The sequence below is a fragment of the Blastocatellia bacterium genome (assembly GCA_016713405.1).
Taxonomy (GTDB): domain Bacteria; phylum Acidobacteriota; class Blastocatellia; order Chloracidobacteriales; family JADJPF01; genus JADJPF01.
In genome coordinates, this window is record JADJPF010000029.1 from 23,107 (window position 1) to 41,679 (window position 18,573).

Annotated in this window: 16 protein-coding genes and 1 pseudogene; 9 read left to right on the forward strand and 8 right to left on the reverse strand. The window is 34.1% G+C overall.

The annotated features are described in order from the left end of the window. Window positions 1–99: 99 nt before the first annotated feature. A complete protein-coding gene (locus IPK14_28060) occupies window positions 100–357 on the reverse strand; it encodes a response regulator transcription factor (GenBank protein ID MBK7997088.1) in 258 nt (85 codons plus the stop codon). Between the two features lie 523 nt (window positions 358–880). Beyond that, entirely contained in the window at window positions 881–4,786 is a 3,906-nt protein-coding gene (locus IPK14_28065; protein MBK7997089.1) for an IPT/TIG domain-containing protein, read from the reverse strand. 354 nt (window positions 4,787–5,140) lie between these two features. On the opposite strand from IPK14_28065, the gene IPK14_28070 reads away from it, so the two are divergent. Beyond that, window positions 5,141–5,683, forward strand: a complete 543-nt coding sequence (locus IPK14_28070; protein ID MBK7997090.1) for a DUF4920 domain-containing protein — start codon at window positions 5,141–5,143, stop codon at window positions 5,681–5,683. A gap of 55 nt (window positions 5,684–5,738) precedes the next feature. Here IPK14_28070 and IPK14_28075 read toward each other — a convergent pair whose 3' ends face one another. Continuing rightward, window positions 5,739–6,671, reverse strand: coding sequence for an ADP-ribosylglycohydrolase family protein (locus IPK14_28075; protein ID MBK7997091.1), 933 nt, complete (start codon window positions 6,669–6,671; stop codon window positions 5,739–5,741). A gap of 97 nt (window positions 6,672–6,768) precedes the next feature. Here IPK14_28075 and IPK14_28080 point away from each other — a divergent pair, with 97 nt between their 5' ends. Further along, window positions 6,769–7,635, forward strand: coding sequence for an aminotransferase class IV (locus tag IPK14_28080; GenBank protein ID MBK7997092.1), 867 nt, complete (start codon window positions 6,769–6,771; stop codon window positions 7,633–7,635). 23 nt (window positions 7,636–7,658) lie between these two features. Here the strand turns inward: IPK14_28080 and IPK14_28085 are convergent, their stop codons facing one another. The 3 genes from IPK14_28085 to IPK14_28095 all read right to left on the reverse strand — a co-directional run bounded on the left by IPK14_28085 (window position 7,659) and on the right by IPK14_28095 (window position 9,961). Then, complete coding sequence (locus IPK14_28085; GenBank protein MBK7997093.1) at window positions 7,659–7,967, reverse strand: hypothetical protein; 309 nt, start codon at window positions 7,965–7,967, stop codon at window positions 7,659–7,661. Window positions 7,968–8,382: 415 nt separating this feature from the next. Then, window positions 8,383–9,309 carry an EamA family transporter gene (locus IPK14_28090; GenBank protein ID MBK7997094.1) on the reverse strand — a complete coding sequence of 309 codons (927 nt, stop codon included), beginning with the start codon at window positions 9,307–9,309 and terminating at the stop codon, window positions 8,383–8,385. Beyond that, window positions 9,287–9,961, reverse strand: a complete 675-nt coding sequence (locus tag IPK14_28095; protein ID MBK7997095.1) for a hypothetical protein — start codon at window positions 9,959–9,961, stop codon at window positions 9,287–9,289. The genes IPK14_28090 and IPK14_28095 overlap by 23 nt, the downstream gene beginning before the upstream one ends. Window positions 9,962–10,126: 165 nt before the next feature. On the opposite strand from IPK14_28095, the gene IPK14_28100 reads away from it, so the two are divergent. From IPK14_28100 to ruvB, 3 genes are all read left to right on the forward strand, one after another. After that, complete coding sequence (locus IPK14_28100; protein MBK7997096.1) at window positions 10,127–10,453, forward strand: YbaB/EbfC family nucleoid-associated protein; 327 nt, start codon at window positions 10,127–10,129, stop codon at window positions 10,451–10,453. Window positions 10,454–10,497: 44 nt separating this feature from the next. Beyond that, window positions 10,498–11,097: a recombination protein RecR gene (recR, locus tag IPK14_28105; protein MBK7997097.1), complete on the forward strand. Its 600-nt coding sequence runs from the start codon at window positions 10,498–10,500 to the stop codon at window positions 11,095–11,097. A 109-nt stretch (window positions 11,098–11,206) separates the two neighbouring features. After that, complete coding sequence (gene ruvB, locus IPK14_28110; protein MBK7997098.1) at window positions 11,207–12,250, forward strand: Holliday junction branch migration DNA helicase RuvB; 1,044 nt, start codon at window positions 11,207–11,209, stop codon at window positions 12,248–12,250. Window positions 12,251–12,267: 17 nt separating this feature from the next. Here the strand turns inward: ruvB and IPK14_28115 are convergent, their stop codons facing one another. Next, a complete protein-coding gene (locus IPK14_28115) occupies window positions 12,268–12,780 on the reverse strand; it encodes a hypothetical protein (protein MBK7997099.1) in 513 nt (170 codons plus the stop codon). A gap of 215 nt (window positions 12,781–12,995) precedes the next feature. Here IPK14_28115 and IPK14_28120 point away from each other — a divergent pair, with 215 nt between their 5' ends. From IPK14_28120 to IPK14_28135, 4 genes are all read left to right on the forward strand, one after another. Then, window positions 12,996–13,808, forward strand: coding sequence for a glycosyltransferase family 2 protein (locus IPK14_28120; GenBank protein ID MBK7997100.1), 813 nt, complete (start codon window positions 12,996–12,998; stop codon window positions 13,806–13,808). 148 nt (window positions 13,809–13,956) lie between these two features. Next, window positions 13,957–16,857 (forward strand): hypothetical protein, encoded by a 2,901-nt coding sequence (locus tag IPK14_28125; GenBank protein MBK7997101.1) that lies wholly within the window; start codon window positions 13,957–13,959, stop codon window positions 16,855–16,857. Window positions 16,858–16,870: 13 nt separating this feature from the next. Then, window positions 16,871–17,419, forward strand: a complete 549-nt coding sequence (locus IPK14_28130) for an AAA family ATPase (GenBank protein ID MBK7997102.1) — start codon at window positions 16,871–16,873, stop codon at window positions 17,417–17,419. Between the two features lie 2 nt (window positions 17,420–17,421). Continuing rightward, window positions 17,422–18,201 carry a hypothetical protein gene (locus IPK14_28135; GenBank protein ID MBK7997103.1) on the forward strand — a complete coding sequence of 260 codons (780 nt, stop codon included), beginning with the start codon at window positions 17,422–17,424 and terminating at the stop codon, window positions 18,199–18,201. Window positions 18,202–18,247: 46 nt separating this feature from the next. Here IPK14_28135 and IPK14_28140 read toward each other — a convergent pair. Beyond that, window positions 18,248–18,547: pseudogene (locus IPK14_28140) on the reverse strand (peroxiredoxin family protein). Window positions 18,548–18,573 lie beyond the last annotated feature (26 nt).

Below are 18,573 nucleotides of genomic sequence, written 5' to 3' on the forward strand. Positions count from 1 at the left end.
TAATTATATTTATAATGAGATCAAATTAAACAAAAAAACCATACTTAATTAAGTATGGTTTTCTTTGGTAAAAACTTTGTTTTTAATAGTATTTCTGAGTTACTCAGGCATACGTGGATCGCTACGATGTTTGTCTACGCTCACTAAGCCATTTTGGATACTATATTTTACTAAAGCTGGTAAGGTGTGAAGGTTCAATTTTAGCATTATGCGTGCGCGATGTGCCTCTATTGTTCTACGAGAAAGACCTAGGATTTGACCGGCCTCCTCATTTGAATAACCATCAGCTAGTAATGTTAATACCTCTTGTTCTCTTTGAGTTAAACTAACAGCAGCTTTTTTAGCTCTTGTTGCCATGAAGAAAATCTCCTTTCAAAATTAATAATAGGATAAATATCCCAGCAAAATTTGTATAATCTATATTAAGATACCACAACAAGTAGTAAAACAACAGTAAAATAACAGGGAAATCTTAATATTTTGCAATTTTTTTTTCTAATAAAAGCTTTATCTTAAAGAGTTTTCAGAATGTCCATCCTTAACAATCCTTAAATAACCTTAATAGGTATGTTTTTGCTATTAAAATTAACAAAATTGCACAGCCAAGCCAAACACACTTTTGCAAAACATAAGGTGTATTGTTTGTTAAGGTTAATTTAGTATTGTAAATGGAAATGGTAATGGATTTATGAAAAAATGATGCCGAGATATTACCAAGACTTATACACGTTTGGCAATTATATTTACCTTTTTATTTTAAGTTCATTTGCTAGTAAAATTATTTCATTGAAAATAAAGAAGATACAATGACTGGCAAGGAGTTTTTATAAAAGCAGACGCAGCAATCTAAGGAAAATCTGATCTCTACGTCTGCTTTTTGTTATAATGTGAATGTAAAACTATTAGAGCTAATACCATTAGATATAACTATTATTGTATTAGCACCTTTTTTAAGATTTAGTTTTTTTCTATTTCCTTTTAGTTGAATTGTTAAAGAAGTTTGGCCTTGAATAAATTGGCTTACATCTTGACCATTGATCGTAACTCTATTAACAGTGCTACTAAAATTAGTTCCATCTATTGTTAACCTTGGTTTTCTATATGTTGCATTGTTAATAGTGGCAATTTGATTTTGCCCTTTAGCAACACCTTTGATTGCTCGAATTGCTGTATTACCTGTATCAGCAATTAGTAAATTACCCATCAGATCAAAAGTAATGCTTTTAGGAGCATTTAAGCTAGAGTTTGTAGCCAAAGATCCATCACCTAAATAAGCTCTAATACCATTTCCAGCAATAGTGCTAATTATATTAGTAGAAGCATCAACACGTCGGATGCGATTATTGGTAGTGTCAGCAATAAATAAATTATCGTTCCCATCAACTGTTAGGCCAAAAGGACTATTTAGACTAGCGTTAATTGCTAAAGCACCATCACCTTGAAAGCCTGCTCGACCATTACCAACAATAGTTGTAATTGCATTAGTAGTTAGATCAAGTCGTTGGATACGATTATTACCTGTATCAGAAATAAGTACATTTCCAGACTGGGCTACTGCTAAACCGCTAGGAGCATTTAAGTTGCTTGGACTACCATCACCTGCAATAGTAGTAATAGTATTTGTACTTAAGTTAATTTTTCTAATACGATTATTTCCACTATCAGCAATAATCAAATTTCCTGACTTATCAAATAAAATAGCTGTAGGTTGATTTAAGCTTGCTTGACTAGCTAACATTCCATCACCAGAAAATGCAGCCATACCATTACCAGCAAAAGTAGTAATAATTTGACTATTAGCATCAACTCTTCGGATACGATTATTAGCAGTGTCAGCAATAAATAAATTCCCTTGAGAGTCTACTGCTACATTGCTTGGGTCGTTTAAGCTAGCATTTATAGCTGTAATATTATCGCCATTAAAGCCAGGTACACCAAAACCTGCTACAGTGTTAATAATATTTGAGTTTATATCAATACGTCGGATACGGTAATTATCTGGATCGGCAATAAAAATATTACTTTGTCTATCAATTGCAACTCCACTAGCATTGCTTAGATTAGCTTGAGTTGCTAGAAATCCATCACCACCGCTACTACGTGAGCCAATACCACCAATAGAAGTGATCATTTTTGTGACAGCATCAACTCGACGGACACGGTAATTAATTTCTGCATCAGCAATAAATAAATTGCCTGTTCCATCTACTGCAACACCTAAAGCTAACTGCAAGCCAGCATCAGTAGCTAAAACATTATCAACAGCAAGTCCAGGGTTTCCAGTACCAGCTACAGTAGTAATAACTTTAGTTTTACTATCAACTTTGCGAATCCTAAAGTTAAAAGTATCAACAATATAAAGATTTCCAATAGCATCTATAGCTATAGTGTTAGGGAAATTCAAGCTAGCATTTGTGGCAGCAATACCATCCAAATTAAACTGAGACTGTCCATTACCAGCAATTGTAGAAATTAAGTTTGTACTTAAATCAACTTGACGAATACGAAAATTAAATGTGTCAGTAATAAGCAAGTTACCATTTTGGTCAATTGTTAAACCTTTAGGACTACTTAATCTAGCTTGTGTTGCTTGCCCACCGTCGCCAAGAAAACCTGATACTCCACTACCAGCAACAGTTGTAATAACTCCTGTTTGAGCATCGACTTTTCTAATTCGATGGTTTTCTGTATCAGCAATAAAAACATTGCCTTTGCTATCAACAGCTACCCCACTAGGTTGATTTAAGCTTGCTACATTTGCCAAACCTCCATCACCACTAAAACTATAACTACCATTGCCAGCAACAGTTGTAATAAGTCCTGTAATTGCGTCAACTCGACGAACACGGCTATTTAAGCTATCAGCAATAAATAAATTACCTGCCCCGTCAAGTGTTATTGCTTCAGGAGTGTTTAAGCTAGCACTAATGGCTGGACTACCATCACCGCTAAAGCCTGCTGTCCCATTACCAGCAACAGTTGTAATTACTCCAGTTGTATCAATTTTTCTAATTCGATGATTAGTAGAATCAACTACAAAAACATTTCCACTACTATCAATTGCAACGCCTATTGGGTGCATTGCTGCACTAGTAGCTTTGCCGCTGTCGCCTAAAAATGGGACTCCTCCAGCAATAGTTGTAATTTCGCCGTCTTTAAGGTCAGAAAAGTTTTTAGCTGGAAAATTAAATGATTGTTGAACTACTCCGCCGCGAGTTTGAATAGAGAGCGTTCTATTACCTGGGGCAGTTTGTGCTGGAGTGCGAAAACGAACTTCAGTAGCACTAATAACTTGAAAGTCTGTAACAACTTTTTCACCTAAAACCACTAAACTTTCTGGAGCAAAGTTTTTTCCTTTAACAATAATTTCTGCACCACCTTCTAAACGGTCGCTTGTTTGGCTTAAACTTGCTATTTGTGGTGCGCCAATTGTCACCATTGTTAAGGCATCATCGTCATTTGCTACACCATTATCTAAAACAAAAACATCATTACCTTGAACTACAACACCGCTAGCTTGATTAAAAGTGTTTGCTTGAGCAAGAGAAACCATTTGACGGCCTGTTGGGTTTTGAGTAACTACTTTTACCCCAGATTTATCTAAAACATAGATATTTCCCAAATTATCAACACTAACTGATTGAGGATTATCAAAAGTAAATTCATCTTCTACAGCATTTGGAAAAATATTAGCTGCTTGTCTTGAGGGGGCTGTCCTAGGGATTCTACCAATAGTTTTAACTTCTCCAGTTAAACTAATAGAGCGAATTACACCATTACCAGCATCAGCGACAAAAATAACTTCATTTGTGCTGCTAGCAAAAAATGAACTTTGCCCAGGATTAACAGAAATACTTACAGGACGATTAAAGAGAGCAGCGCGACCTTGACCATCAGCTTTTCCAGCATTACCAGGACTTCCAGCAATAAGACGAACTTGTTGTTTAGTAAAATCTGCTGCATAAATTGCATTGTTACCAGTATCAGCAATATAAAGAACTCCATTAGATGCAACAGCTACGCCCTGTGGATTTCTAAAAACAGCTTGTGAAAATGGGACAGTATCAGCAGTAATTGTTCCGCTATTACCATTTCCTAAAGCAGTAACAACGTTGTTATTAAAATCTATTCTGCGAACATTATTATTAAGACTGTCAGCTATAAAAATGCCACCTTCTGCCCTGTTATCAATTGCAAGTCCAAGAGGCCCGGCAAAAAGTGCTGATGTTTGACGATCTCCATCATTTCTGCCACGCATTCCCATTCGACCAGCAAAAACGCTTGGGTCAATTCTAGCTGAAGGATTTCCCTTTAAGATTACATGGTTAAGTGGGTCAGTAATATAAACATCTCCATTTGTTGAAGTGTTAACCTGACCAGGAACTTTACGCCCCTTGGCCTTACCAACTTGAGCAACTAGAACAAAATTAGAAATTGTTCCTTGTGGAGTTTGTGCTGTAATGGTTGCATAGCCTGGAGCTATTCCGCTAACCATCCCATTATTGTCTACTGTGGCAATATCTGGACTATCAGATCTATAAGTGATTGCACCTGTAATTGGTTGATTATTGGTATCTACTACAGTTAATTTTATTTGATTATTTCTATTTACTACTGGATTTGGATCATTACCAGGCCCAAGTAATTTAATATTATTTGATTGAATAAGAGGTTTAATAGGCTCAACAGCTTTAGTATTTAAGTAAACAGACTGAGGAAGTAAAGATTGAGTAAATAAAACAGCAAAAATAACTGCTGTTATAACTAAACTAAATTTAATGCGCATATTAATTATGCTCCTTAAACTTTTATTTATGATGGAAATTCCTTTAGTTAAAGTTTCATCATAGTTTCTAATAATCTAGTGATTTGTTGCTAAACAAATTTAGATTATCCTAATTATTAAAGACTAAAAAATTTTAGCTAATATAACAAGCTAGCTAAATTAAAGATTAAATTAGCGTATTTGGCTAGCAAATAGTTGCAACAAATTTAGCTAGGAAATTTAGAAATTTTTTTATTACTTTAAGGCAATTTATAGTTGCTCAAGACCTTGTTTAAAGCTAATCTCATCTGTTTATCATAAAGTTAAATTTTCTTAATAAAATTTTAAAGTTTTGAAAGGAACGCTTTTTTAGGTATGAAGAAAATTATTTTTTGTTTGCTATTAATGACTGTCTTTATAGGTTGTGCTAATAATGCTCAACAAAATACTGCAAAAACAGAAGCTCCTAAAACAGAAGCTGTTAAACCAACAGAAGAAAAACCAACTCAAGTTGCAGAAAACACAGAAGTAATTAAACGCGGCACACCTCTAAATAATGCTACAACAGTGACCGTTTCACAAATATTAGAAAATCCTAAAAACTATGAAAATAAACCTGTTACGGTTGAAGGGCAAATTGCCCGCGTTTGCCAAGCAAAAGGCTGTTGGATGGAATTAACAGAAAAAGAAGGCGATCCAGGACTAAGAATTTCCTTTAAGGATTATGGTTTCTTTGTTCCAACAGATTCCCAAGGTAAAAAAGTTAAAGCCGAAGGTGCATTAGAATTAAAAGTAGTTAAAAAAGATGAAGCAGAACATTACATTGCTGAAGGTTCTAAAATGAAGCAAAACCCAGATGGATCAGCAAATATTGTTAATTTAGTTGCTAGCGGCGTGGAAATATATCCATCTAAATAGGTTATCAAATTTTTGGGGAACAAATTTGCTCCCCAAAAACCAACAAAGCTTTAGTTTAACTACAGAAATCTAGTAATTTTTTAAGCTCTGGTTCATAGATTTCTTTTCCTCTTAAATTATCTGTCCAACGTTTTGGAATTGCTGATAATCCGTCTCGTAAGCCTGCTATACCACCAGCAATGCAAGCTGTTGTGTCTGTATCTCGTCCTAATGCTATAGCTGATTTAACTACTTGTTCATAAAACCCTGCTGTCATCACCATTCGAGCAGACCTTAAAGAATCAACTACATAACCGCTACCTTGTCCAATAGGCTCATCATCTGGACGAATAAAATATTCTAATTCTTCTATCTCATCAGAATTTTTTCCATAGATTTGACGCAAAGCCAAAACCGCTTCTTGCCAAGGATCTTTAGCTTCTTCCATAATTCTTCTAGCCCATAAACAGTAAAGAGCGCAACAAATTTGGCTGCGAATATGTCCATGTGTAACTAAAGATTGTCTATGTGCATCTTCTACTAGTTCAGCATCTGAGCCACGATGCCACAATGTTAAAGGCAAGACTCGCATAAGTGACCCATTACCATTAGCTTGATCGTCTCGTCTAGCAGCCTTTTCAGGTCGATAACCTGATCTTAATTTATTAATTGCTTGCCCTGTTTGAATCCCAACATCAAAAACCTTGCCATCAGGAGCCATATAACCTGTTTCATACCATTCAACTAAACCTTTAGCAAAATCTTTTAAGTCTAATTTTCCACAATCTAACAGTGAAGCCAACAATACAAGTGCTTGCGCTCCATCATCCGACCAAGTGCCAGGCGGCACTCCTAAATGTGCGCGAGAGAAATCTTTTGGGGGTATAAATTCTATGTCTGATAACGGAGGAATTTCATTTGCTGGATGAAATTCATAAGGTACACCTAAAGCATCACCCACTAATAAACCTACTAAACCGCCAGCAATTCTTTCTTTTCTACTTGGCATTAAAAATAACTCCTTGATTTTTTGCTGTATTAGACGCTAACTTAATGATAATGATATAATTAAATAAAATAAAAGCAATGACTTAGGGGGCATAAATATGTATCCTTTAATTAGTTATAATCACACATTGATTGATGCTCAAGAAGTCAACATCAGCCCAGTTAATGGGGGTTTGCTGCATGGCTATGGAGTATTTACAACTTTACGTATTTACAACGGCGTTCCTTTTCAATTTAACCAACACTGGATAAGGCTAGAAAGACACGCTCATGCTATAAAACTAGATATTGATGATGATCTAGAAACACAAGTTCATGCAGATCTAATTTCACTTATTGATGCTAATCAAGTGGTAGAAGGTAAAGCTAGAATAACTTTGCTACAACGAAAAAGTCCTTTTTGGCAACTAGCCGACAGTAAACCAGGAATTGAGATATTAATTTTTACTTCTCCTTTGCAAAGTCGTTCTCAAGAAGTAAATTTAACAATTTCACCTTATCGAATTTTGTCAAATTCTTTAAATAGTATTAAAACAACAGCTTATTTACCTCAAATGCTAGTTTTAGAAGAAGCTCAAAAGCGAGGGTTTGATGATGCTGTTGTGCTTAATGAGCGTGGAGAGGTTTGCGAAACAGCAATAGCAAATATTTTTTGGGTACGCCATCGAGTTCTTTACACTCCTACGCCTTCAACAGGCTGTTTAGCGGGTACAACTGCCGGACTAGTAAGAAAACTAGCTAAAGAATTAAGGATTGAATCTACAGCAGGAGCTTTTCCAGCAGAGCATTTATTAGTAGCAGATGAATGTTTTCTTACTTCTTCAACCCGTGAAATGGTTTTAGTTAGGAGTGTTAATCATAAAAGATTTGATGGAATGCCAAATTCTATTTTTGAAAGATTAATGTTTGCCTTTAAAAAACACGTTCATATAGAAACTTTTTCTAAGAAAAAGCAACAGAGCTAGTTAAATCTAATTATTTAAGAAGTTTAAGCACTACGACGATGAGAATTAGCTAGCATTACAAGTTCCTCATAAAAGGAAACTACTGTAGGGAAACGACGGCGATAATCCAACGCAGAATGGTTATTATTAAGAAAATTACTTCGAGCAATATCTATTTCTACTACAATTCTGTCAATTGCTCTTGATGGCAAAGTAATTTGAGATGATCCAAGCAAACGTAGTAATAATGGACGGCCTAAATCTGTTGGTAGTTCCAACATTGGCACTTCTACTCTTAGCCGTTCCTGTTCCATTTCATCAAAAGTAATAGTCCAGGTTCGATCTATGTGCATATTTCTCTTAGCTCCCATTTATTATTATTTGTTGGTGTTGCAGGTAAATTAAGGATAACTAGCAGGAATGTTACCACAAAATGTAGTGTTAGCAAGTGGCTGTATCACAACTAGCAGGCTTTTTCTTAAACTATAAGCTTTATCCACAATGGATTGAACTACATAAAAAACTGATAAAAATTTTTATATAGTTTTTAAGTAAACCTAAAACAAGATCAAAATTTATCTATCTTACTTAAAATAAATAACTTGGAACTTTATTATTAGACATTATATTAAGACCAACAAATTATCAGTTAAAAATTAAATTGCTATTCTAAACCCTGATAAGATATTTTTTTAAGGATTAGTTTATGTCCAACATTACTAGTTATTATCAATTAAGCAAAAAAGGATATTTTAGTCCTTTATAAAGTTAAAATGAAGGTTTTTTATTAGAAAAAATTTTTATTTCTGAAACAATGATTGCACAAATTATTAATATACCACCAAAAACCACTCGCCAAGTCAGTCGCTCGCCTGCAAAAAGATAGGCCATTAGCGAAGCAAATGCAGGCTCTAAGCTAAAAATTATTGCTGCTCTAACAGCAGTAACATATTTTTGTGCATAGGTTTGAGCAAAAATAGTAAAAATTGTTGCTATTGTTCCTAAATAAAGTAGCTGTAAGGATGACTTAAAGCTAATGGGCCAGGAATTATCTGCTAGGGTTGGTAAAATACCTAGGGCTGGTAAAATAAACTTTGAGGCTGTAAAAAGAGTTGCTGCTGTAAGAATTTGAACTAGCATTAATGAACGAGAAGGAGCGCGTTCAACCCAAACACCTGTAAAAACTATATGAAATGCCCAAAATATTGTACCAACTAGTGTTGAAACATCTCCAATATTAATTGATTCGTTTTTTTCTGGCAGTGTAATTAGTGCAAAACCAAGACTAGCTATAAATACTGCTAATAGATGTTCGCCAATAATACGACTACGAGTAATAAAATAGCTAAAAAACGGAACAATAATTACTGTTACTCCTGTAACAAAGCCTGATTTAGAAGCAGTAGTATAAACTAGCCCTAAAGCTTGAAATAAAAAACCACCATAAAGCATTGCTCCAAGTAGCATCCCACCTTTAATAGCAGTGCGGTCAATTTTTTGACGGTAAGAAATTAAAACTAATAGCAAACTAGCAATTAAAAACCGGGTGCTTAAGTAGTTTATAGGGGGAGTTGAAGTAACAATTTCTTTAGCAATAAAAAAAGTGCTGCCCCAAATAAATGTGACCCAAACTAGTACAAGATCATACTTAAAGTGATTGAAAAGAGATGTTTTAGTTGTTGGTATGCTCGACATTATTTATTAGCTTGCCTCGGTTGGCTATCTCCATTGCTTGATGGTAAAAGTCTTTAAATTTTTCATCAGAAAGTTTATGTCTATGACCTGAAAGAAAGCCGCTAAAGGCTAGCAGAACGTCAAATAAGCCTAAATGAACCCATTCCCAAAGGCCAGAAGTAAAATTATAGGCTGTCATTGCTTGCTCAACAAAATCCCGTAGCTTTTTACATTCCTGACGAGAAATATTATTTTCTTCTAAAATTTGCAAGGTTTTTTCTTGTTGTTCTTCAGTAAATTCAGTGTCTAAAAAAGGTTCTAAAATATATGACCAAACATCTACCCTTAAAACTAGAGAAATATTATTTTCTAAAGCTACTTTTTTAAGTTCTTCATCTTTAATACCAGTAATAAATAAAATTTCTTCTCTTTTAGTTCTAATTTCTGGAGGAAAACTACAAATCACAATTTCCTTGATATGGCTATAGCTAACTAATTGAGAAGGATAAATGGATGCAGGCTTAAAAGGATAGTCAGTAAAGAAAAAACCTTCAGGTCTAATAGAAACCTTATGATTATTAATAGTTTTAACTCCTATTGGATAGGTCAATCGGTCGTAAAGATAAAACAAAACCTGACAAATGTCTTTACAGATTTGCTTAATATCTATCATAAATATAACCACTTAGTGATTAGCTGGTAATTATAAACCCCATCTTTCTAAAGCTTTATTAATTGGCAAAGCATAGGCGACGTAGTTAATAAGTTATGCTATTATAGCCAAAATTTCTTTAACTAAAACTAATTAAAATTAAGTAACTTTTAGGAGTAAAATATAATGAAATTACCCTTTGATCCACGCCAAATGCAAAATGTAATGAAAGAAGCACAACGTCAACAAGACGATATGCAAAAAAAATTAAAATCAATTAAAGTGGATGCCTCTGCTGGTGGCGGTATTGTAACGGTAGAAATGTCAGGATTAAAAGAACTTCTAGCAATTAAAATTGAGCCAGATGCAATTAAAGATGGTGATGTAGAAATGTTACAAGACTTAATTGTTGCTGCTGTTAATGAAGCTAGCCGTAAAGCTGATGAAAAAGGCCAATCTGTTATGCGTGACCAAATGGGCGGCTTGCTAGGTGGTTTAGGACTAGGCTTCTAACTTTTAAGTAATTCCAAAAAAACTCTTTGACTAAGGTGGTGCTAATGCTGGAATATGCCGAACCAGTAGCCCGTTTAATTGATGAACTAAAACGTTTACCAGGAATTGGGCATAAATCTGCACAACGAATTGCTTTCTATATTTTACAAACTGATGCAGATAAAGTGGAAAACTTAGTTAATGCAATTAAAGAAGTTAAAGAGAAAATAATCTTTTGCTCTCTCTGTAATAATACTACTGATATAGATCCTTGCCGCTATTGTACTAGTCCTACTAGGGATCGTCGGATAATTTGCGTTGTAGAGGAGCCTCATAACCTGGTTACAGTAGAAAAAACTCGTGAATATCATGGCCTCTACCATGTTTTGCATGGGTCGCTTTCACCTATTCGGGGCATTGGGCCAGATGAATTAAAAATTAAAAACCTCCTAGAACGTATGCGCTCAGCAGAAGTTGAAGAAATTATCCTGGCTACCAACCCTACTACAGAAGGTGAAGCTACGGCAAATTACCTGAGCCGGCTATTAAAACCTCTAGGTGTTAAAGTGACTCGGATTGCTATGGGACTTCCTGTAGGGAGTGACTTGGATTATGCAGACGAAGTGACAATGCACAAGGCTATGACTAATCGTCACGAAATGTAAAATCAACCAATTAATTTTCTTAACCATAAAATAAATTTAATTTTTATGGTTAATTGTGTATTGATATTTCGCCTTGGTTTCGCTATACTGACTAACAAGGAGTTATTGCATGAAGAAAAAACAGCCTGAAACAACAGGGTTAATGACAAAAAATGTTTTAGTTGAAGAAGATAATTTTGAAAAATCCCTTCGTCCTCAACGATTAAAAGAATATATTGGACAAGATAAAGTAACAGGTAACTTAGATATTTTTATAAAAGCTGCTTGTCGGCGTGGTGAATCACTTGACCATGTTTTACTACACGGCCCACCCGGACTAGGTAAAACGACATTAGCAACAATTATTGCTAATGAAATGAATGTCCAAGTTAAATCAACTTCCGGGCCTGTAATTGAAAAGGCCGGAGATTTAGCAGCAATTCTTACCAACTTACAAGAGGGAGATGTTTTATTTATTGATGAAATTCACCGAATGAGTCCAGCAATAGAAGAAATTCTTTATCCAGCAATGGAGGATTTCCAGTTAGATATAATTATTGGACAAGGGCCCTCGGCACGCTCAATAAAAATAGACCTACCTAAATTTACTTTAATTGGTGCTACTACGCGTGCAGGACTTGTTACAGCACCGCTAAGAGGACGTTTTGGAATAAATTTACACTTAGATTTTTATACTGAAGAAGATCTTTGTACCATTATTGAAAGATCTTCAGGAATTATTAATGCACAAATTGAAACAGCAGGAGCAAGAGAAGTTGCCCGACGCGCTCGTGGAACACCTCGTATTGCTAATAGGTTACTGCGTCGTGTTAGAGATGTTGCAGAAGTGCTTTATGATGGAACAATTAACTTAGATGTTGCAAAAGATGCACTAAACAGAATGGAAGTAGATCAATTTGGATTAGATGAGGTAGACCGTAAATATTTAACTGTTGTAATTGATAAATTTAATGGTGGGCCTGTAGGTATTAGCACTTTAGCCGCGGCAATTAATGAAGAAAAAGACGCTATAGAAGAAATTATTGAACCCTATTTAATGCAAATAGGCTTTATTAATCGTACCCCGCGAGGTAGAACTGCTACACCTGCTGCTTATGTGCATATAGGCTTTGAACCAAATGAAGAAATTTTACAGGCACGATTACCTTATTAAGTAATATCAACTGAAAATTATTTTTTAGAATTAGATGAAAAATCTTTTAGTGACATAATAAAACTATGTGGTTGGAGTAAGTCAGCTATTTTATAGACTTCTTCAGCACTAATATGATCAGCAACAATTACAGTCCCTGAACCTTGTTGACGAACTTGCATAGACTTTTCTGTCAAATGCTGTGTGAGTATTGATATAGCCTCTTTACTACGTGGGCTATTTTGCTGACCCAAAATAATATTGATACTATAAAGTTCTGATTCTACTGGCTCATACTTAGTAGGTGAGCCAAGATGAGCTAAAAGCTTAAGAATTTCTTGGTCAAAAAGAAAGGTTCGATAATTTGTAGAAGAATTAGCAATTCTAAGTACTGCTCTTTCTAACAAATCCTTTTCTGCTGGATCATAACTTTGCTTACCTTCAAAATAATTAAACATTATCGCCTTAGCCCAATGTGTTAGTTCTATTGCATTACATTTGCGCTCAAGACGTTGTTTTAATTTTTGAATAATGTGATCTTTAGTAACCATACCTTTAGTAATTGAACGTATATAGTTTTCTGGATAAGTGATTTAATAGTTGACAGGGTAAAGCATTCTTATTAATGATTGCAACTGTAATTTTAAGAAAAATTTTTAATTTAGACTTATTTGACTAATTTTAATAAAAGATTTGGCTAGTTTAGCAAACAAATTTTTTTTGTAAAACTATTTAATTTAATAAATTAGTAGAGGAAATAATTAGTTTGGCAAAAAATATATCTGTAATTATTCCAACATATAATCGGCTTGTTGCCTTAGCTGAATTAATAGAGTGTCTCTATCAGCAATCCTATCAGAATTTTGAAGTAATTATTGTTAATGATGCAGGGCAAAGTATCGAAATTATTAAAAATTTATATCCAGAATTACACATTACTATAATTAACTTAGCAAAAAATTCCCAGCATGTCATAGCGCGTAATATTGCTTTAGATATAGCCAAGACAGAATTTATTTTACTTTGCGATGATGACGATTTGTTGCATCCATTGCACATTGAAAACTTAATAAATGCTATAGATAGTTATGATTTGCTTTATACAGACGCAGAAATTTTTAACTATAAAATTAGTGAAAATACTCGTATTCCTATAGATATACGGTTATTTGCGTATAAATATGATCCACAAGCTATAAAGACTTTTTCAACCTTTATTCCTTCAGGATGTCTTTACCGTAGTAGCATTCATAGGAAAATAGGTTTATTTGATAGCGAGTTACACAATTATTGGGACTGGGATTTTATTTTACGAGTTCAAGCAGAGTTTCGAGTAAATAAATTGTCTATTGCTAGTGTTTATTACGCTTTTAGCAATGAAAACAATATGTCAGCTAACCATCAAGATATGACAGATTATTTAACTAAGTTATGTCAAAAACATAATCTAGGCAATTTACAAACAAAAAATTTTTTTCTTTTACTTGAAGAGCCAGAAATAAAGCAACTTGCCAGCAAAAGCAAAAGATTATGGAATCAACAACCAATTATTTCTCGTTTAGCAAAAGAGAATTTATAAGTTATGCTTACCACCTAGCAACAAAAAGTAGGGTTGATTTATCAAAAATGCAGTAGTAGCATACTACCTAAGGTTAATTAGGTGGCATTAAATTAGTTGCAGATAACAAAAGGTATTGCAGATGTTGATTACGAGTAACGATCTTTTTTTGACTGATCCATTAGCGGCTATTAGCTTGCTTGAACAAAATCCACCTTTTTCTACTGAAGATTTAGCAGCTAGAAAACAGGCTATAAAACTACTTCGTCCTTTAATAGAACCATGGAAAAGAAAACTACAAATTTCACAATATACTAAAACTCTTGCTGATATTGCCCAAGCAATTAACCAACCTAAAATTAGCTCAGAACAAGCTTGGCAACTTGGCTATATTTGCTTGAAAGAAGCATCAAAAACTGCACCTATGCCAGGGCAATGGTTATTGGTTGATGATCTAAACACAATCATTAAAAAAGTTTTTGAATGGCAAAATACAAAAGATGAAAAGCTAAAAGTTCTTGATGAAAAACGTGTTAGCAAAATTGATGAGCTTTTGAAAAATTATTCAGATGTTGTTGGACTAGACAGAGAAAAAATCTATGAGCATCTATCAGATGTAGCATTAAAAAATATTTCTTTAGAGTTAGAGACAGTTATTTTTGACCAACTTGCTTTGATTGCTGTTGCTCAAGAAAAAAATATTGTTTTTGAAAGTAAAATGGCTTCTTATCAACTTACTTTAGATAATCAAGAAATTTCTCCTAACACAAAAGCTAAAGTAAGTTTTACACTAGCAATTACCCCAGAAATACGCCAAAATATTTTAGCTAAAAATTTTGACTTAGTACAAACTTGGCTAAAAACTCAAACTCAAAATAAAATTGCCCAAACTCAAAACCAACTAGTTGAATTACAAAAAGAAGTAATACAACTAGCTAACCTATTGAATATAAATGATAAGCACTTACTAGAAATAAAAGTAGACAATCAATTAAAAGGTCTTTTAGGAGACTTAAAACATAAATGGAAAATGCTGGTTCATGGAGAACTGTTTTCAGAAGGGATATTGCTTGAATTTAGTAAAAATAGCTCGGCAATTGTTGGAATTAAAATTTCTCAAAAAATAACTTTGGCAGATCATACATTTTCCTTAAAAATTCCTTTTGAACTTGCAAAACAAGTTAGGTTTAGCCAACCACTTTATCAAGAAACTCCCAAAGAATATGCAGCAAAAGTAATTACTTATGTTAAAGAACATTGTTTAGCTTCAGTAAATAAAGAGCTTAACTTACTTGCTAATTTAGTTATAGAAACACCTGATTCAGAAGAATTAAAACCATATTTTAAGCGTAATAATTTAATTTCTAATCTAGGAAATCTATTTCATAAAGTTAATAGTAGTAAAAAAGCTTATTCAATAAAAAAGCTTCTTGAGCAGATAGAAGAATTAAAGACAAAACATTACCAACAGGCTCGCGTAGCATTACATGCAAAAGAGGCTGAAAGAATAACTCAAATAGGTAGTTATCCAGAACATTTTCAATTAGCTAGAAGTATGTCGCGTCGTTGGACATTATTAGTTGGCCCAACTAACAGCGGAAAAACCTTCCACGCTTTAAATATTTTAGCCGAAGCTAGCACAGGCTATTATTTAGCTCCGTTAAGACTTTTAGCTTTAGAAGGTCAAGAAGAACTGCTAAAACGAGGCCGTTTAACTAGCTTTTTAACAGGCGAGGAAAGAGACCTTCGGCCAAATTCCAGTCATTTAGCTTCAACAATAGAAATGCTAGATGTTTCCCAAAAAGTTGATGTAGCAGTAATTGACGAAGCACAAATGCTTTTTGACCGGGATCGTGGTTGGGCTTGGACTACAGCACTTTTTGGAGTTGCTGCAAAACATTTAGTGTTAACCGGCGCACCTAGCTGTATAAAAATGGTGCAAAAAATTGCTGAACACTTAAACGAGCCGTTAGAAATTATTCATTGTCAACGCTTTACAGAAATGGAGGTCTTAAAACGCCCATCTAAGTTAACCGAACTTGAACCAGCAACAGCCGTGATAGCCTTTTCTCGTCGGGATGTTCTTGGACTTAAATCACAACTAGAAGCTATAGGAAAAAATGTTGCAGTAATTTATGGAAATCTTTCTCCAGAAGTTCGACGTGAAGAGTCGCGCCGCTTTCGTACACAAGAAGCAGATATTGTTATTGCTACTGATGCAATTGGAATGGGGTTAAATCTTCCAATTAAAACTTTACTTTTTTGGACAACAGAAAAATGGGATGGACAAGAGCATAGAGAGCTAAATAGCGAAGAAATTCGCCAAATAGCGGGCCGAGCCGGTCGCTATGGAATGTATGAAAAAGCTTTTATTGGTGCTTTTAACCAACGTAGCTTAAAAATTATTGGCGAAAGTCTAAAAATGCCTATTCCTGAACAAATTAGCCAATGCCAGGTAATGCCTGGAATTGCTCTTGTTGAACAAATAGCTAATATTTTAGAAACTAATTCTTTATCAAAAACGCTTAAGTTTTTCCGTAATAAAATGCTAGTTAAATCCCCGCTTCTTTGTCCTGCTAGGATGGAAGCCGTAATAAGTCTGGCAGAAAAAGCAGATATTCATCCAAATATGTCTTTATCTGATCGTCTGGTTTTTTCTTGTACTCCGGTTGATATTCGGGATGCAACAATTGTTAGGTATTGGCAAAGTTGGATTAATAACTATAATCGTGATCAAGTAATTAAAGTAATTTCACTGCCTAGACAATATATTAGTGTAAACAGTGCTGCACAAAACCATAATGAATTAGAAGAAGCAGAAAGATTAACAAAAGTTTTAACTTGTTATTCTTGGCTTAGTTATCGTTTTCCAGAAAATTTTCCTGATCTAGTAGAATGTGATGAACAAAGACAGCTATTAAATAGCTTTATTGAAAATAGCTTACGTAAGCGAGGTTTAAGACGACTTTGTCAGCATTGTGGTAAAGCTTTGGGGCCGCTTTATCAATACAGCATGTGTGAAAATTGTTATTATAGCCGCCATATTAATTATGATTTAGAAGAATTTTAAGGGGTTTTTAAGTGTGCAGACTATAAAATATAAAAAGATCCATATTTTTGGTGCTTCTGGATCTGGAACTACAACTTTAGGTAAATTTTTGTCTAAAGAATTAGGCTACAAACATTTTGATACGGATGATTATTACTGGATAGAAACAAACCCCCCTTATCAAATTAAAAGACCTGTTGAAGAAAGACAAAAATTATTGCTAAAGGATTTAACAGAAACTAATCAATGGGTTTGGTCTGGAGCTATGACTAGTTGGGCAGAGCCATTTATCCCACTATTTGATTTAGTAGTGTATTTATGGTTGCCAAAAGAAATGCGTTTAGAACGTCTTGCAAAAAGAGAAGCAGAAGATTTTGGAGATAAAATTTTGCCAGGTGGCGGGATGTATGAAACTTATTTGGATTTTATGGACTGGGCCGGAAACTACGATAATGACAACGTAGATTTTACCCGTTGTCGCAAAAATCATGACTTGTGGATAAAAACGCTACCTTGTAAAGTTGTTCGTATTGAAGGAGATTTTTCTTTAGAGGAAAAACTAAAAATTATTCAAACAAGCTAAATATGTCAGACTTGCTAATAAAAAGAGAACACCTTCCAGAAAGATGTGAAGTTTGTCATCAATCAGATGCTTTTGACCCTATTAGCGGGAAATGCAGTCGTTGTGAAAGCTTATTTGCTCAAAAAGAAGAGGAGAAAAAATTTAAACCAGAAATTGAGCTAATAAAAGCAGATGCTCCTTCAGCTTTTCAATCAATGATAAAAAGGCCTGTTGTTGCTAGTCGAGCTAATCAAGCCTTTCCAACCTCAAATAAATTTTTATTAAAGATTTCAGAATGGTTCCAAGCTGAAAAAATTGATGCTACTCAACCAGAAAATTTAATTCCTTTAATAAAAGCAGAATATTTCTATAACTTAAAAATTGCTTTCGCTTTTGGATTAGTAGTATTCACTGTTTTATCTATTGCTAGTTTGTTTATGAGAGTAGCGGTTTTAGGGTTAATTTTTTTCTTAGTTGTTTATTTAATAGAATTTATACTTAACTTAATTAAGTGGAAGCGAATAGTTAGGAAGCTTTTTAAGATAGAGCCTTTACAAAGAGTTGTAATTTTAAGGAAAGAATATGATTCAGAAAATACAACAGAATTTTATGCAGAAATTTATCGCATAAATGAAACAAAGAAATCATATGTAAATGAAACATATGAGGATAAAGTAAAAGTAATTAAGCCTAGTTGGTATGAGGAAGCAAAACTTAATAAATCTATTGATTCTAGAGTCTTTAAGGTAAAGAAAAAACAAACAATTATTCACACTGTAGAAGGTGTTTTGGTTAGTGTATAAAACTAGCTAGCAAAAAATTATTGCTAGCTAGTCTTTTGTAGATTAGCTACTTAAATTCTGAAATAAGTTTTAATAAATTATCATGGTTGGGCATACCATTTTGGGCATAGCGAATTTTGCCTTCTTTATCAATTATGATAGTTCGGCGTGAAAAGAAGCTACCCTCCTCTTTGAAAGCTCCAAAGGATACAGCCATTTTTCCTTCTGTATCGCTGAGTAGTGGATAAGTGGCACCGCAATGTTTAGCAAAATCTTTGTGGGAATCTAAGGTATCTTTACTGATGGCCAGAACCTGGACATTTGCTTCCTCATAACGCTTAAGTGCTGCTTGGAAGCTTTTTAGCTCAAACTCTCAGCCACCTGTAAAATTTT

Bases quoted from the DNA above. Each gene is read 5' to 3' on its own strand.
- IPK14_28085 (MBK7997093.1), bottom strand. From the start codon at position 7,967: ATGCACATAGATCGAACCTGGACTATTACTTTTGATGAAATGGAACAG.
- IPK14_28115 (MBK7997099.1), bottom strand. From the start codon at position 12,780: ATGGTTACTAAAGATCACATTATTCAAAAATTAAAACAACGTCTTGAG.
- IPK14_28070 (MBK7997090.1), top strand. From the start codon at position 5,141: ATGAAGAAAATTATTTTTTGTTTGCTATTAATGACTGTCTTTATAGGT.
- IPK14_28060 (MBK7997088.1), bottom strand. From the start codon at position 357: ATGGCAACAAGAGCTAAAAAAGCTGCTGTTAGTTTAACTCAAAGAGAA.
- IPK14_28065 (MBK7997089.1), bottom strand. From the start codon at position 4,786: ATGCGCATTAAATTTAGTTTAGTTATAACAGCAGTTATTTTTGCTGTT.
- IPK14_28075 (MBK7997091.1), bottom strand. From the start codon at position 6,671: ATGCCAAGTAGAAAAGAAAGAATTGCTGGCGGTTTAGTAGGTTTATTA.
- IPK14_28080 (MBK7997092.1), top strand. From the start codon at position 6,769: ATGTATCCTTTAATTAGTTATAATCACACATTGATTGATGCTCAAGAA.
- IPK14_28090 (MBK7997094.1), bottom strand. From the start codon at position 9,309: ATGTCGAGCATACCAACAACTAAAACATCTCTTTTCAATCACTTTAAG.
- IPK14_28095 (MBK7997095.1), bottom strand. From the start codon at position 9,961: ATGATAGATATTAAGCAAATCTGTAAAGACATTTGTCAGGTTTTGTTT.
- IPK14_28135 (MBK7997103.1), top strand. From the start codon at position 17,422: ATGTCAGACTTGCTAATAAAAAGAGAACACCTTCCAGAAAGATGTGAA.
- recR (MBK7997097.1), top strand. From the start codon at position 10,498: ATGCTGGAATATGCCGAACCAGTAGCCCGTTTAATTGATGAACTAAAA.
- IPK14_28100 (MBK7997096.1), top strand. From the start codon at position 10,127: ATGAAATTACCCTTTGATCCACGCCAAATGCAAAATGTAATGAAAGAA.
- ruvB (MBK7997098.1), top strand. From the start codon at position 11,207: ATGAAGAAAAAACAGCCTGAAACAACAGGGTTAATGACAAAAAATGTT.